Origin of the sequence: Natrinema caseinilyticum (assembly GCF_024227435.1) — an archaeon.
Classification (GTDB): domain Archaea; phylum Halobacteriota; class Halobacteria; order Halobacteriales; family Natrialbaceae; genus Natrinema; species Natrinema caseinilyticum.
In genome coordinates, this window is the sequence record NZ_CP100445.1 from 585,996 (window position 1) to 601,465 (window position 15,470).

Genomic DNA, 15,470 nt, shown 5'->3' on the forward strand with positions numbered 1-15,470 from the left:
TCCGCCCCTCGAACTCGTGGTATGTTCCGTCGACCGCCCCGACGTTCCGTTACGCCTCACAGGGAACGGCTCGATGGCAGCCGTAACCGACAGAATGCAGTTAGGACTGATCGCGCGGGAGGGTGATATTCAGTTCCTCGCTGACGTAGGTAATGGCGTCGTCGTACTCGTTTTCGATGATCTCGCAGACTTCTCGATTGAGGGCAAGTCCACCCCTGGTGATATTGGCCGACCCAAGGTAGGCGAATTCGTCGCAGACGACGACCTTCGCATGGAGATCATCAATCTCGAGCAACGATACGCCTTGGGGAAGCCGATTGCGGATGAAATCGTTATGATCCTCGCCCTCGCGAACGATTAGCGTCACGTCCGTATTAGGGAGTTCATCGATGGCATCGAGCATCCCAATCCGTCGGTCCTCGAGATGTTCGTTCACCGGGAACCGCAACTCAACGTCGCTCAACCACGGTGAAACGATGACCGCTCGACGGGCGTGCAACAGCGTGTACCCGATGAAATACTGGAGGCTCTCAGAAGTCAAGGAAAATGCTCGTACCATCGACCTCACCTCCTGGGGGTAGTTCGCGATCGAACATTTCTTCGGCGGCCTCTCCAGCCGGAACGGTCTCAGTCAGATGACTCCGTAGTGCCTCGAGGACGACGTAGCTGAGCGTCTCGCTCTGGTCGCCAGCGGCGATACACTCCATGATATGGAGGTTCTCGACGCAACCGTCGATGTCGGGCGAGTAGAACGCAGTCTCGACTCGATCGGCATCGGAGATATCGGCGTCGTGGTCGGCGATGGCGTCGTTGGGAAATCCGTCTTCGCCCGCTACCTGTGCGCTCGCGACGATGTATTTGAGTTCGTACGCGTCGGTCGCGGCGATGCCCTCATCGGCTGCGAACTGATGAGCACGGTCGATCGTCGAGATGATTTCCTCGACAACTCGATCGACGACCGAATCGAACGGAACTGAAACGAAACCCTCGACGACTGTGCGGACGGCGCTCTCCCCCGTCTCGTTCGTCGGAAGTTCGTCGACGAACGCCGGTTGGGCCCACAACCGCTCGCCGATGACCTGTTCGTTGAACAGGAGACGATTCATCGATTCGAGTACGCTTCCCGGATCAGTTCGGAGTTCGTCGTACACGAGGTCGACGATACCTTGTCCGCCTTCCGTACGTTCGAAGACGTAGACTTCGCCGGCGTCCTGATCGAAGCCGTAGAACACCCGCTGGTTGTTGACGCTGCTGATGTCAGTTACCAACTGCAGGAAGAAGTGTGCGGCCGTGTGATAGGCCAGATGCTCGAAATCACCGGCGCTGTCCGCATCATCGAGTTCCTTGTACCGCCTCACGTAATCGCCAATCTCGTCCTCGAGGCCGTCGAGGAACGATGTCATGTCGTACGCTAATCCACGCGTTCGCGTAGTGAACCCGAGCGGGGTCTCGGGACTCTCGAGTTCCTGCGTGAACCGGTCGCGATCCGAATCGAACGCGACGCCGAGATCACCGCCGTAGTATTTACCCGGGGTAATCTCCAGACTGACGTTCTCGAGCGACACTTTCGCTTCCATATCGGCGAGCGTGAGATCGCCGCTCGAGTCGATCGGCGTCCGCTCGGTAACAGTCGTGTCAACGTGTGGTTCGGAGTGGATCTTTCCGTACTCGCGCTCGTCGTGGCGGAGACACCTGTCGATATCGCCGGGCAAAATCTGGTAGCATTCCGGACAGTACTGGACGATCTCGAGGGCGTTGTCGCCCGACACGTCCTCGATCTCCGAGAGGTGGAGTGTGTCCGGAACGAGTACGCCGTCGCGCTCCTCACCAGTGACGTGTTTGGTGTAATTCATCTCCACGCCATCGTCAGTGACGGTCGTCATCGGCAGAAACGCGTGCATCAGCCCGGACCGTGACTGGTACTCTGAGCGATACGGGGCGAGCGTACTCACGATCTGATCGATCGATTCCTCCGGACGGTCGGTATCGTTGTTCTCGCGGAATACCTTGACGAACTGCCCCGAACTTCCGAAATAGTTCGGCGGGACGAACCACACCTCATTCGCGAGCTGTCGCCCGTCGGTCTGGAGGTATAGATCGAAGTAGTAGGCACCGCGCAGGAGGTCCTTGATCCTATACAGGGACTTGTGGGGGTTCTTGCCACCGAGATACGAACCGAACTCCTTGAGCGCCGACTGGAGGTAATGGACCTGTTTCTCGAGTTTGTAGTACTCTTGAATGCGGTCGTCCTCACTGAGCGTTTCGAGCTGATTGACGGCGTTGTTCAGGTTGGATAGCCGATCCTGATTCACCTGCGGAATTGGCCTCTCTACGGCGTTGTTAGCCCGATTTCGCAACTGCATCAGTTTCCCAGTCAATCCGAACAGTTCGGCGAGGAGTGACGAGAAGTGCGTAACGGTTTCGTTCACATCGCCCGCCGGGAGGAATTGGGCCCGATTCTTCGCATCTGCTAACTGTGAGTTCAGTTCCGAAACGAGGTCTTCGTAGCCGTTCGCATCGTGTGAGTTAAGCGTTTTCTCGAAACCAGACACCTGTCCTCTGAATGTATGGATAACCCGTAGTGTCTGATCTTGAACCTCGAGAATGTAGCTGTCAATCGCATCTGTTCCTCGGACGATCTCCCCGTCTTCCATGCCGAAGTACTCCTCAATATCGGAGACATCGTCGTGCTGTTCGCCGAGGTAGTCATCGAGTTGCTGTCGAACGTCATCGACGACTTGCTCTGAGAGCATTCTGTCAGCAGGAACGTCGATACCGAGTTCCTCGTCGAAGAAGGACTTCGGATCGACGACCATCTCGTAATACCGATCGAACCCGAAGTCGTCCTGGAGATATCGTTCGAGGAAGGTCGCGTGTTCGTCGAGTTTCGATCGGAAGCGTTCGTCGTTTATCGCCGAGACCTGCTCGTAGTACCGATTGAACCGCTCGTGCATCCACTCGACGACTCGGTTGTCCGTATTCAGAGGCGTCCGAATATCGGAGCCGAGGAACCGGTCCGCCCGGTAGAACATATTGGCGTCCCCGGTCAGGTTCGAGAGATAAACCGCAATGTGGGAGTCCATGCCGGGCTTTCGCGCAGCGCGCCCGGCGCGCTGGAGGAACGATGAGAGGTTCCACGGTGTCCGATGTTGCGTCACAATCTTGATCTCTCCGACGTCGATCCCTACTTCCAGAAAGTTCGTCGAGAGCAAGATGTCGCTGCTCGCGGCCGTCTCGCTGTCGAACCCCTGTTCGGAGTACACCGGCATGAAATCCAGCGGCTCGTCGATGAACTGCTGGTCCATCACAGACGCGACACCGTCCCAGTTTTCCCCATCAGGATCACGGTGGAACTGCCAGAGTTCGTTCTCGCGGTCGGCGTCCTCAAGTTGCACCCGCTGTTGGTTGATTTGGGAGATGCTGTCGATGAACGAGAGCTGTTTGCCCCGTTGTCCCGCCCCGTCCTCGAGCATCGTGTGGCCCAATAGCATCGACTGCTGGATGGCCATCGAGGAAACGCCCGGACCGTCCTCAGGCGCGAGCATGAAGTAATAATGTTCGTGGTCGTCGTGATTGTCGTCGAAGTCCGACTGCGGCGGACTCGTGGTCTCGACCGCAGACTGGGAGAGCCCGAACAGCTGGGAGCCGAACCGCTTTGGATCGTCGATCGTTGCGCTCGAACCGAGCCACAGCAGCGGCTCATCGGAGATATCGTCGACGTTCTGGATGACCTTCGACGCATGTGCACCACGCAGGCCGGTGTTGAGATGGACTTCGTCCAGAACGATGGTGTCGAACTGATCGACCAGCGAGTAGTGTGGCTTGTGCGCGAAGTTCTCGAGCGACTCGAGCGTCGTGAGGACGATGTCCGGCGGATTGTTGAACACCATCTCACTCCGCGAGAGGATCAGTTCACGATCGTTGAACTCGTGAGACGGATCGTTCTCGCAGCGAATGACGTACGACTTATTGGTCCCGTGATATTCGAAGGAATGCGAATCACCTTCCTCGCCACACCAGCAGTTACAGAGCGTAAAGCGCGGCCGTCCGCTCCCCTTCGTATCGAAGAAGCTCTTAGACCCGATTTCAGAGCGGTTCCACGGCATGTTCCCGACGTAGCAACCAACCGACAACTGGTCGCCGTGGTCCGTCTTGATCGAATGGATGTGCTCGAGAATTCGTCCGAGCTGGTCTTGGAGAAGCGCCTTCCGTGGGTAGACGATAGCGACTGAATCCTGTCGACCCTCCCGGAGCAGTTGATATAGCGGGCCGAGGAAGGCTTCGGTTTTTCCGAACCCGGTCGGTGCCGAGAAGATAGCCGCTTTACTTTCGCCGTCTGCGAGTCGTTGCCTATCGAGTCGATCGACGGTCCGCCAGCTATTCACTTGAAAGTCCAGTGGATCGAACCCGAATACGTCGATAATCGACTGGACGAACGGATCGTCACCCGTGTACGGGCTAGTCCGTCTCCGCGCCTGCCGTTCGCGTTCGTACTTAATCGCATCCGTTACGAACGGTGGTTCCTCCTGATCCTCGTATCGGACCTGCCGGTTTTCCAACATCGCTCTGATGAGGGGACTAACATCGTCGTGGAGACGTTTTGTATCCGTATTGCGATCAATATATTGCATTCTGATATGGAGTAGCTATGTGATGCTGTCGGGCGACGCGCCTTAATCGTTTCCTGCTGTTGATTAGACCATATAATAGTATGCAGTTGTCCCCTATGACTGTCTCCGACCCCGATGAAATCCCATCTTTGATATATTGTATCGATATGATGCGGAAAATAACAGGGTTGTGTTCTCGGCTCGGATTGCGTCGTGTACTGACTCAGGGGTCAGTCTTGTAGTCGGCTTTCGGGTCATAGGAGTGAGGTGCATAGCCCTGGTTCCATCCCTGAAACTCCGTCTGGTCGATCTCGATAGAGAGAAAGATATCATCGGGGTAGTCCCCCAATGTGCTTTGTTTGACATTATCGTCAGAAGCGTAGCGATACAGATCGAATTTGCGCGTGAAGATTGGCTGCCCTCGTAACCGTTCAACCCCTTTAGCGTCCATCTCACCTCCGTTAATCACGTAGGGGGTTCGTCGTCTCCATCTGGGTCCACTCATCAATCACCGGGTACGTATGCGGGTCCTAATATTCGGCACCTTTGCGTTCACACAGTCCACGGATCGCTTCAGTGTGCTCATCGACAACCGTCCGATCAGTGCCGAAGAGAACAACGTGCGTCGTTTCCATGTGATGATCTCTCGAGGATTACCGTATATATGTTCTAGGTTGATATTCAATTTATTTTCTAAATATATCACACCTCATTCCTGAACTAACAAAGCGGTTTGAGCGGCAACCGGAACCGCCTGTACTACGAGAGTTTCAGTTCGATATAATTAGCTAAGTCGGAGTCAGCGAGTTGCTGGCGTTCCTTCGGTGTGAGGTCGCCCAATCGGAGGCGGTCATCATCGAGTAGATCGTTGACCAGCGGTCGGAGTTCGGTATCTTCATACACACCGAACAGTTGCTCTTTGAGGGTCTCGAAGACCATTTTCATATCTTTGCCGTACTGAGCAGCCGCCTCGCGACGCTCCGCGAACGTCTCGTTGGACTCGACGTAAACCTCCTCTTTCCAGTTCCAGTCATCAAGCAATGACTCGAGCGCCCGTAGTTGCGTCCCGTCGATTCGCTCGACCCGTTCGTTTAATCGACGCATCGCAGTCGCTGTGTCCTGTCGATCGATTCTGAACTGCTGGATCCGATTCGTAACACGAGTGTCTGCGCGGTCGACTTTCGTCGAGAGGTCGTCAAGTTCCGATTCGACTGCATCGTACTCGCCGGCCTCGAGTTTCTCGACAGTCGCTTCGACCGCAGTCTTGACGTTGTTATCGATATCGATTGATTCCCCGAAAAACGTCTCCGCAATCGACTGCTGGAGTAGTGTCTCCTCCATCGTCGTCGCTACCGCCTCGAGTTCGTCTTCGAGGTGCTGCCGCCGGTACCGCTCGTACATCGACTTGAGTTGGTTTTCGAGCGTCGCTTCGCCTTCATCATCGCCTGATTGGTCACTCGACATAGTGTTCAGCCACCTCCGTGAACGCCTCCCCGATCTGTCCTGGGCCGTCTCTCGTTTGCAATTGGACACTGTTGTACCGCTGGTAGACCGTCGAGTTAGCAAGTTTGATGCTCGCCAGTGTCGCCTGAAGGGCCTCGAAAGATGTCCGCAGACGGAGGTCTGCGGCAATTGCAACTGCAGTTGCCGCGTCATCGACGGCTGATTGGTTTAAACTGACGAACTGCTTGAGCGGTTCCATTACGTCCGGACTCACATCGTATGTGTCGAGTTTGAGGACCATCTGTTCAACAGCATCGATCGAGAGCCCATCGAGGTTCGATGCGACGTCTTCGACGACATCGTGGTGGTATCGATTATCAATTTCACCGAGTGCACTTCGGACGTCATACGCCGTGTTCGCGAGAGTCTGTACCGTCGTCCCGTCGCCGAACCGGACCCGCGTATCGATGTTGTCTATATATGTCCGCGCCAGTGACGCGAGGACGTCTTGGGGGGAATTGCGCTTGAACCAGCGGCGAACTTTGAGACGATCTAAGTCCGAGCCGCTGACCCCGAACAGTTTTCCGACCATCGTCTCGAGGTGTGATCCTGCATCGACGAGATCGCTGAGCGCCTCGTAGCTCTCATGCTCTAGTTCCGTTCGCAACCACGGACTGATGTCCTCGTCGACCGCGTACTCACCATCGTCGAACCGATCGGCGACGGCCTCTGCGGTAAGTCGCTGCCAGGGCGAGTCGAGTAACACTACGTAGCAATACGCGCCGAGGACGAAGTCGGCGAAATCGTATCGGCCCTGTGCCCGTTTCTCGTAGAGGACTCCGCTATCTTGAAGGTACGTCCGTCGGACTTTGGCCCGCCAGGCCCGGGCGTAGCCGGTCAGTTGGGTACCGCATTCCTGAAGTAACGCCTCGTAGTCGGCGCTTCGGGGAGTCATATCGCGTTCGATTCCGAACCGCAGGACGCTGCGTAGGTCGGAGAGACGAAACTCTGCCGGATCGATCACGATCTGATCCTCATCCGGCGTCTCCTCGGTTATCGAGAAAACGAACGGTCGCTTCTGGCTGCTAAGGTTGTACTCGAGATCAGTCCCCTCATACAGAACGTAGCCGTCCGTAAGTCGCTCGATTGCGTCTTCGAGCCCACGCTTTAGGTAGACAGTCGTCTGAGAAAACTTGTCGGGAACGTTTAACCACGACTCCAGAAGCGGCGCCTTGTCAGCAAACTCGTCATCGACTGGGTCCGTCTGTGGCGGACTCACTTCATCGTCATCGTCGTCATCGTCGTCCCCAACCGGCGGGTCTGGGCTAATATCGATATCCGACGACGGCACGATAACGGTGTCTTCGGTCGTCTCGACCGGCCCGGGGAGGTTACCAGTATCATCAGTGGGTTCGACGAGGCCGAACGCCTCCGCGAATCGTCTGTCGACCTCAATCGTATCGTTGACGTCATTTAGGCGTCCGTACCATCGGGCGAGATGTGAGAAGGCTTCGGCATCCTCGTAAACAGCGTCGGCGACAGAGACGCGATTCACTAGCGGTTTCAACGCTTTCGCGTCCGACGGTGCGTCGATCTTCCCTTCGTAGTAGTCGCTGAGTACGTCGAAGATGGTCATGATGTACTCCCGCGGCGACTTCCGGTCCTCGTCAAGCCCCACGAAAATCCGCTGGAGAAAATACTCGTTGAATGGGAACAGGTCCCTGAACTGCTCGTCACAGAGCCCGCAGTCGGCACATCTAGATCCGGACGGTGCCGCTCGTAGCTCGAAGGTTCCCGCTTCGGGGTCGCGGTCGTAACTCACACTATCGTCGAGGGACTTGAAGTATCCAAGGTACGGACGAACGAAATCGACAGCACTCTCTTCGTCGAGAAAGAGGACGTTCTGTGAGTCTGCCTCGTTGGTTTGGTAGAACTCGTAACGGTCCTCTGCCGTTCGGCTATGCAGCGGCCCGGTCGAGTCACGCGTCCCGGCGATGATGAAGTCCCACGTGTTCTCCGTCGAGTCGCTCTCGATGAACCGAGCCAGTTTCGCGGCCTCCATGGAAGTGATCGAGAAGTCCTCGAACACGATGACAGGTCGCGTATCGGTGAACGCCGCACCGACACGCTTGAGAACCTCCGAGAGCGACGCCGTCTCGTAGCGATCGCGGACCACGCGCCACATTTCCTCGTTAAATATCTCGACCGCTTCCTCGACGTCCGTAGCAGTGAAAATCTGGAGAAAGCCATTTTGTCGGTACTCCTGCTCGGTGACGAACGTCACCTCGGTCGCGTACTGGCCGCTCTCGACGAACAACTGGAGCTTGTCTCGGATGAAGTCGCGAATATCGTCCTGCTGGTTTTCGGTAGCAGTGACGTCGTAGCCGCGCTGGTTGAGGTTGAGAATCGTGTTCGAAACGGCGCTGTTCGCGACGACCCGCGGAATCGACTCGATATCGTCACGGAGCTGCTGGAAGTCCGCCGCACCCTCCATCTCCTCGCCGAACTGTTCGCGGTAGAACTCCGGAATCCGATCGCTCAGCAGCGACATCAGGTCGTCTTCCTTGTCCACATGGAGCAGCGGCCGGTCATCGTCACGAAGCCGATGAGCGAGGGCAGCACAGAGTTCCGACTTCCCGGTCCCGACCTCGCCTTCGATGACGACAGCGAAGTTCTTCAATCGATCCTCGTCGAACTCCTCGTAGACCTCATGTTCCGAGACGACTTCCGCCCGGCCCGCCGTCCGCCGGAAGACGTCGATCCGTCGGTGAGTAAATTCGAACAGATCGCGGTTCTCCGAGCGAACGGCAGCGACTTTGCTGAACAACTGGCGGAGCGTCCGGTTGTCGACTTCTCGTAGGTGGGGGCAAGCGGCCTCTGCTGACGCTGTCGGCGACTGTGCGGTATCGCTCATTCTGCCACCACCTCGAGCGTGTTCGCCTCAGTGGCGATTCCGTCGCACTTTGGGGTTCGGGCAAGTGAGATTGTCTCTGCATCGCCGTACTCGACGATCCGAAGTCGGCCGTCACGTACTAGGTTGTAGAGGACCCGCGCCAGCGGTGCGGGAATCTCGCCGCCGCTCGTCAGTTCAACGGGCAAGAGGTTCTCACGTAGCCACCTGAGGTACTCGGAGATACCGATACGCCCATCGTTCCCGTTCTCATCAACAGCGATCGAGATCGATGTCGCGATAATCTCGGGATCGGGATAGACCGTGTGTTCCCGTCCGCGAGCCTTGTGGACGAGTCCGAGATAGTTGACGATGCGAGCCCAGTTGACGAACTTGTTCTCGTTGAGGTCAATCTCTCCCTGTGAAGATGTCGGAACGTAGCTCTTCTCGTCCCGATGCCACATGTTGATCGCGTCGTAGAGCACCTCGTCGTTGGACTCGAAGTACTGCATGTCGTGTTCCAGGAGGTACTGATAGTTCAACAGTACGACGGCCTGTGTCCCCCAATTGCCGGGTGTACACTCTCCCGCGAGAGAATGGAGGATCGACATTCGGAACGCAAGCTCCGGATCGTCGATGGCCCACGGTGGATCGACGATATAGTATTCGCCTTCTTCGGTTCCGAGCAAGCGGACGTACCGAAGCCCGTCGGTAGCCTGCTTGACCGCATTGTCATCGAGCCCCGTATCATCCTCGATTTCTGTTTGCGTGACGTTCCCGTCCTGTACCGATTCGTACACCGGCCGTAGCAAGGCCGGTGTCTGTAGTGCGTTGAGTATGTATCCTTCGCTCATCGTTATAGATCGTATCGCGTTAGCCAGTCCGCATATCGTCGGTCGATCGCCGATGCAGTTGGCTCAAGATCGTCCGCCATTCGACGTGCGTCGCTAACGGAGGGATCCCGACGGGCGGCCGCGGAATCGAACCGGCTCCCGTCAGCGACGACAACGTCGTTGAGCGCGTTTGCCACCTCACTGGCGGTGTCGCGGTCCCACTCGATCCGCCGCCTGAGCCACTTCACGAGCTCGTTTAGCCCGCTATCGGCGTCGAGTGGGACTGCGCCGTACTCGTTCGGGCGGGAGAACACGCTCGATAAGGCGTCGTACAGCGGGAGGTAGGGTGCCTCAGGGAGTACCTCGAACAAGTCGGTCGTCTCGGAGAGCGACTCGCCCGAAACGAACTGATAGAGGTTCGCGTTGTCCTGAACGAAGAGGTTCTTCGTGTCGGAAAGCGGGAGATCCCAGTCAGCTTCCTGGTATGCCGACTCGAACGTCTCGTATACTTCGCTATACGTGCCGAGCATGTCGACGAACGGTTCCTGATAAAGCGGCCGTCGAGCACCTTGCGGTTCGAACAGTCTATCCTCTGTTAAGACGAACAGTTTGGAGTCGGTCACCGTGTACCGGTTGATGAGGAACTTGATCGTGTACGGCGTCTCTTCCTCGTAGTACTCGTTGGTCACGACCCCGAAGTCGGGAGTGTCGTCCGGGATATCGAGGTCGTTACTGACGACGTGGTAGTCGTACTCGAGTTCGAAGTGCCGACTTCCCCGTCCGAACTGGCACCACGACGTAGGGTAGGTAAAGTCGTCGACTCCGAGGTAGTGGAGGGCGGGCAATCCCCGGAGCAGCCCCCATCGAGAGTTCTCCCTCGGGTCGTACAGATAGATGACTTCGGCGTCCCGAACGCCATTGAGTAGTCGGTCTCTGATCACGCTACACCTCCGATAATGGCGGCTAGCGTCCGCCGGTCGAGCAGGTCGTTATCGAGATAGTACGCCGGCGTTCGCGCGAGGAGGAGACATTCGTCGCAGTAATTGCGACAGCGGTCACAGTCGGCGACTTCACGGACGCGACGCTCGACGGCCGACAGGCGGTCCAGAACCTGCCACGTGATACCGTTGCCGCCTTGTCTCGAGTCGACGATGTATACGACGACGTCCTTGCCCGTGGTACTGGCCTTCACGCGGAAGTCGTCGCGATTACATTCGGCGACGATGGCAATCGCCTTCTCGAGGGACTGCTCGAGACTGACCAGCGCCTGAGGCCACGATACGGACTCGTGAGCCGCCTCTTCGTAGCGCGCCCGGACCTCGGATTCGTCGAAGCGGATCGCGAGCCCTTGCGTGAAGTACTGCTGTCCGACTGGTCGGTAGAGTTCCTCCTCGACGTCCTGCATTCGATCCTGCCAGGAACCACCAGACGAACCGCCAGCCTCGTCGCGCTCGATGACTGCCTCGGAGCGCAAGACATCCTTCTCATCACCTCTGGTGTGCCACCGTTCGAAGGCGTAGACGAAGTCGGTCACCTCGAGTTGGCCGTACGCAAATTGAGCGTCCATGCCGAAAATCGACCGGTCGTCGGTCATTTTGACGGCTGTGTCGTCGGTCGGTTCCTCGATGAACGTCGACTGGAGCCCACGGGTCGTGTACCCTTTCTGTCCTCCGCGGGCAGCCTTACATTCCACGGAACTGACACCGTGAATCGGTGTCTCGACGACCTCCGATTCGCAGTGCGGGCAGGTCTCGACAGCGGGCCGATAGCTCTGGAACGGCCGTTCGCACTCGTCGTTGTCACAAATCGCGACAGTCGTTAATGGGGTCGACGTCCCGTGGACATCATCGACGATGTAGTCCGTACCGTGTAGCGTCATCACCGAGCCGAGGTCGTTCTCCTCACCTGGGAACATGTCGTAGAGCCGCCCCTCGCTCTCGAACTGGATCCCGTCGTTCGATCCGGTGAATTTCACTGGGAACTGCTGGCCGAACGACCGGTAGTTGGCGAGATATCCCAAGCGTTGAAGCCATTGATCGAGTCGATTGTTCTGTTCCGTCAACGACTTGTTGGTCTCGCCCTCACCGGACATGCCCGTCAGTTTCGAGAAGGTCTTTTCCATCCGATTATCCAGTGATAGCGCCCCGTCAGCTTCGAAGACCTGCTCGAAGGCCTCGACACCGCGGTCGCCGAAGACCGATCGAATATGGTCCACGACGACCTCCCGGCGCTCCTCGAGCATGAACTCCCGGAGGATGTCGAGTTGGTTAGTCACGGTATTGATGAAGTTGACCAGATTCTCCTTGTTCTCATCGAGGGTGTACATCTTTTCGAAGACGTTGCTCTCGTGGGGGTTCCGTGCGAGATAGGCGAACGTCTCGGTCACGACGTGGCCCGCCAGAAGTTCGTCGAAGTCGTATGGTTCCGGGACGCGAACCGGTTCGAAGTCCCCGAGGAATGTCTCGAGGTTACCGTAGTAGTGACTGTCGACCGGATGATTTCCGCGGATAGCGGTGACGACGAGCGATGAACTTCCTCGCGTGCGACCGGTACGGCCGCTGCGCTGGACGTAGTTGGTCAGTGTCGGCGGGATACCGACCTGCGCAACCGTATCTAAAGTACCAATATCGACACCCAACTCCATCGTCGGGGTGGCGCTAACGATGTTGACGTCGGGGTCGTCCTTCCGGAATCCCTCTTCGATCGCGCCTCGAAGGGAGTGCGGAATGTTGCCCTTATGAATTCCGACGGAGATATACTCCGGGATAGCACCGTCGCGTATCGGCCGCGTCACATCGTGTGACCAGTGGTCGACAGCGTACTCCCACTCGCTCGCAGCGTCTGCGTATCCCGGATCGGCAACGAAGCCGTCGTCGGTTTCCCTGAACCGTCGATAGGTGTCTAGCGAGGCTTCGCAATGAGGGCACGTCGATAGTGCATCGCCGTCAGCCGTCACCGGATACGAACGATAGCACTCGGCACAGAAGGCCGCACGTGGCAGTAGGACGAGATCGCTGTCGTCGCGTTGCGGGATCCTCGTGAAAACGCCGCTCTCTGGATCGGCGATCAGATCGTGTTCGATCGCCGTTTCTCTGGCCGCCTCGACGAAGTCGAACACCTCGTCTTTGACAGACTCGTCCTGGGTAGAGGACTGGATCGTCTCTCTGACCTCGTCCCACGTGACCTCGCTGACAACGCCGACCTCGAACAACGTCCGTAGGGCGGAATCGAGGTGACGGTCGATCACCGATCGGTCGTACCCCGTCCGCGAGTCGAGTCGGTCGAGGACTTTTCCGCGAGTCAGTCCGTCGAATCGCATCCGCTGCTTAGAGAACGATGGATTCGACGAGCCGGAGAACAGCGAGTATAACGCGTGGCCGACGAGGAGTTCCTCGAGGCTGTCGGCATCGTAAATAGGAGAAGCGGTGACGAGAGCGCTGTCCAGCAGATGGTCGCAGTTAGACAGCATCGCGTGTGATTCGATGTCGTCAAGCAGTGTGCGCAGGAAATTATATGCCGTCCCGTCCTCGTTGACGTCGTTTTGAATGAGCGGGTCCCAGTACTCCTCACGAAGACGATCTGACACGGCCCGGAAAAGTTCGTAGTTATCAGCGCGGCCGCCTCGCTCGATGAGTTCGTCGACGTAGAGCGTCTCGGCCATTAGTCCGTACTCCGTGTCGATGATTCGATCGCCGACGGACTCCGCGGTACTCCGAGAGTCGGAGAAAACGAGCGTCTTCTTCGACGGCGAGACGCGACAGAGTTCGGTCAACATGTACGACAGCAGCGATGCAGTCGGGACGCCAACGTCGGTAAGCTGCGGTGAGCCGTCACAGCCCGGACACTGGCCACCGGCCGCGGTTCCGTCGACTGCGTCGGCACCGACCGGAACAAACGACGAATCGTCCGACGAGTCGGTCGTCGGAATTTCGACGTACGGCTGGTGACAGCGCCGGCAGAACTGCATCTCCGACAGGTCAGCGGTGCAGTCCGGACACCTGCTATCGCGTGTAACGCGCTTGCAGTCCCGGCACCAGAACACCTTGTGCGGCGGCTTTAGGAAGGTGTGGTACTTCTCCGTCACGACCCCGGCGAGTCGACCGAAAGCCATGACCACCTGAAGGACACCCGCGGGGTCGTCGACCCCGACATCGGCCAGTTGATCAACGAGATCGTCGTAGTGCTTGAATCCGACCACGCCGGTCGTATCCGTGTCGAACCAGGTCGCGAACTGTGCGACTTCCGGAACCGACTCCATGACGAACTCGAACCAGCCCGACTGAGTTCCGCTGGAGGCTACCATTGCATCGACAATTTGACTGCGTCCGCGTTCGGTGGTAACGACCGTCTCGGCATCGGGGAAGGTTTCATCATCATCGACGGCGCGTTCGACCGCTCGACCGATTGGTCCCGTTACCCAGTCACCTGCCGTGTCAGCGAGCCGGACCGGGTCTGATCCCGTTACTAATCCGACCGCCCGGAGCGTCTCGAGGGCAGTCTTGAAATTAAACTCCGACGCAAGCGTCGAATCGTCGACGTCCAAAATATGAACGAGAGCCAGCGTCGATACGAGATTGTCGACCTCACACGGCTGTAACCGACCGAAATCAGCCGTTCTTCGAGCGTCAAAATCGCGCGCGCTAAACTCGACCGTATTGATCGTTTCTTCGTCGGATCCAGTCAAGTCAGACGCCAGCTCTGTGGGGTTATCGATTGTCGCCGAAACCATCGTGATCTGGGGATCGCGCTCCGCATAGTAGGACTTGAGTCGGCGCGAAAGTAACGAGATGGCAGCCCCTTGAATGCCGCTCCAGACGTGAGCCTCGTCGAAAACGATGTGTTTAAGCGGTACTTCTCCTGGTTGCTCGCCGAGAATTGACCGCGTCTCCTCGTTATCGCTAACGAACATGTAGTCAAGCGCTTCCGGCCCAGTCAGCAGGATATCGACACCGCGTCGGATACTTTCACGCGTCACTCGGAGCCAAGGATACTGGTGGTCGTCCGTTCCGACGCTCATTCCTCCGAGGATTTTGAGTTTCTCCCCCTTCTGGCGGGGGCATTCCAGTCCACGGACGTATGATCCGACTTCGATTTCGTGGTCGCGCGTACCCACACGGGAAGGGGTATCTGAATCCCAAATACCGATAGTGATCCGATCACTGGGGTCACGTCGGCGGTTAATCTCGTCGAGATAGGAGACGAACCGATTGAGCTGATCCACCCCTAGCGTCTTCATCGGATAGAGAACGATCGACTTCAGCCCTTCTTCGTCCGTCGAGAGACAGTGATCGAGAATCGGTAGAAAGAACGCCTCGGTTTTGCCCGTCGCAGTCGGGACGGCTAAAATATTGTCGTCGGAGTTCGATTCGATGGCCGAAATCGTCTCCGCCTGATGCTGATAGAGCGAACCTGACCGGTCACCACTGAACAACTCGGCAGTAATCGCGTCGACGATATGGTCGTGATAATCGAGTCCCGAGAGGAAGTCGGCTGCAGTCTGTTCGTGAAACGCCGGAGCATCGACGAACTCGACGTACGGGCCCTTGCGCTCGATGATATCGTTTTCGACGAACTGTTGGGCATTGTTGATGTCATCGACATCCGTCAGTTTCGTTATTTGGCGGTTCCACCACGTCACTTCTGCGGCCCTGTCTACGGCGGTATCGAGCCGGTCTCTTGGTGTGTTCATCGTGT

The 15,470-nt window shown here is 57.4% G+C and carries 8 protein-coding genes; all 8 read right to left on the reverse strand.

The window, feature by feature from the left end; translation table 11 throughout:
• Nucleotides 1–100 precede the first annotated feature (100 nt).
• The 8 genes from NJT13_RS02865 to NJT13_RS02900 all read right to left on the reverse strand — a co-directional run bounded on the left by NJT13_RS02865 (nt 101) and on the right by NJT13_RS02900 (nt 15,465).
• Entirely contained in the window at nt 101–559 is a 459-nt protein-coding gene (locus NJT13_RS02865; protein ID WP_254523986.1) for a phospholipase D-like domain-containing protein, read from the reverse strand.
• Entirely contained in the window at nt 531–4,562 is a 4,032-nt protein-coding gene (locus tag NJT13_RS02870; RefSeq protein ID WP_254523987.1) for a DEAD/DEAH box helicase, read from the reverse strand. The genes NJT13_RS02865 and NJT13_RS02870 overlap by 29 nt, the downstream gene beginning before the upstream one ends.
• 271 nt (nt 4,563–4,833) lie before the next feature.
• A complete protein-coding gene (locus NJT13_RS02875) occupies nt 4,834–5,061 on the reverse strand; it encodes a hypothetical protein (protein WP_254523988.1) in 228 nt (75 codons plus the stop codon).
• 308 nt (nt 5,062–5,369) lie between these two features.
• Nucleotides 5,370–6,074: a hypothetical protein gene (locus NJT13_RS02880; RefSeq protein ID WP_254523989.1), complete on the reverse strand. Its 705-nt coding sequence runs from the start codon at nt 6,072–6,074 to the stop codon at nt 5,370–5,372.
• Nucleotides 6,064–8,967 carry an ATP-binding protein gene (locus NJT13_RS02885; RefSeq protein ID WP_254523990.1) on the reverse strand — a complete coding sequence of 968 codons (2,904 nt, stop codon included), beginning with the start codon at nt 8,965–8,967 and terminating at the stop codon, nt 6,064–6,066. The genes NJT13_RS02880 and NJT13_RS02885 overlap by 11 nt, the downstream gene beginning before the upstream one ends.
• The gene (locus tag NJT13_RS02890; RefSeq protein ID WP_254523991.1) at nt 8,964–9,797 is read right to left on the reverse strand and encodes a hypothetical protein; all 834 of its coding nucleotides are present in this window, start codon (nt 9,795–9,797) and stop codon (nt 8,964–8,966) included. Before NJT13_RS02890 ends, NJT13_RS02885 begins: the two co-directional genes overlap by 4 nt.
• A gap of 2 nt (nt 9,798–9,799) precedes the next feature.
• Nucleotides 9,800–10,717, reverse strand: coding sequence for a hypothetical protein (locus NJT13_RS02895; protein WP_254523992.1), 918 nt, complete (start codon nt 10,715–10,717; stop codon nt 9,800–9,802).
• Entirely contained in the window at nt 10,714–15,465 is a 4,752-nt protein-coding gene (locus NJT13_RS02900; RefSeq protein WP_254523993.1) for a DEAD/DEAH box helicase, read from the reverse strand. Before NJT13_RS02900 ends, NJT13_RS02895 begins: the two co-directional genes overlap by 4 nt.
• Nucleotides 15,466–15,470: the final 5 nt, after the last annotated feature.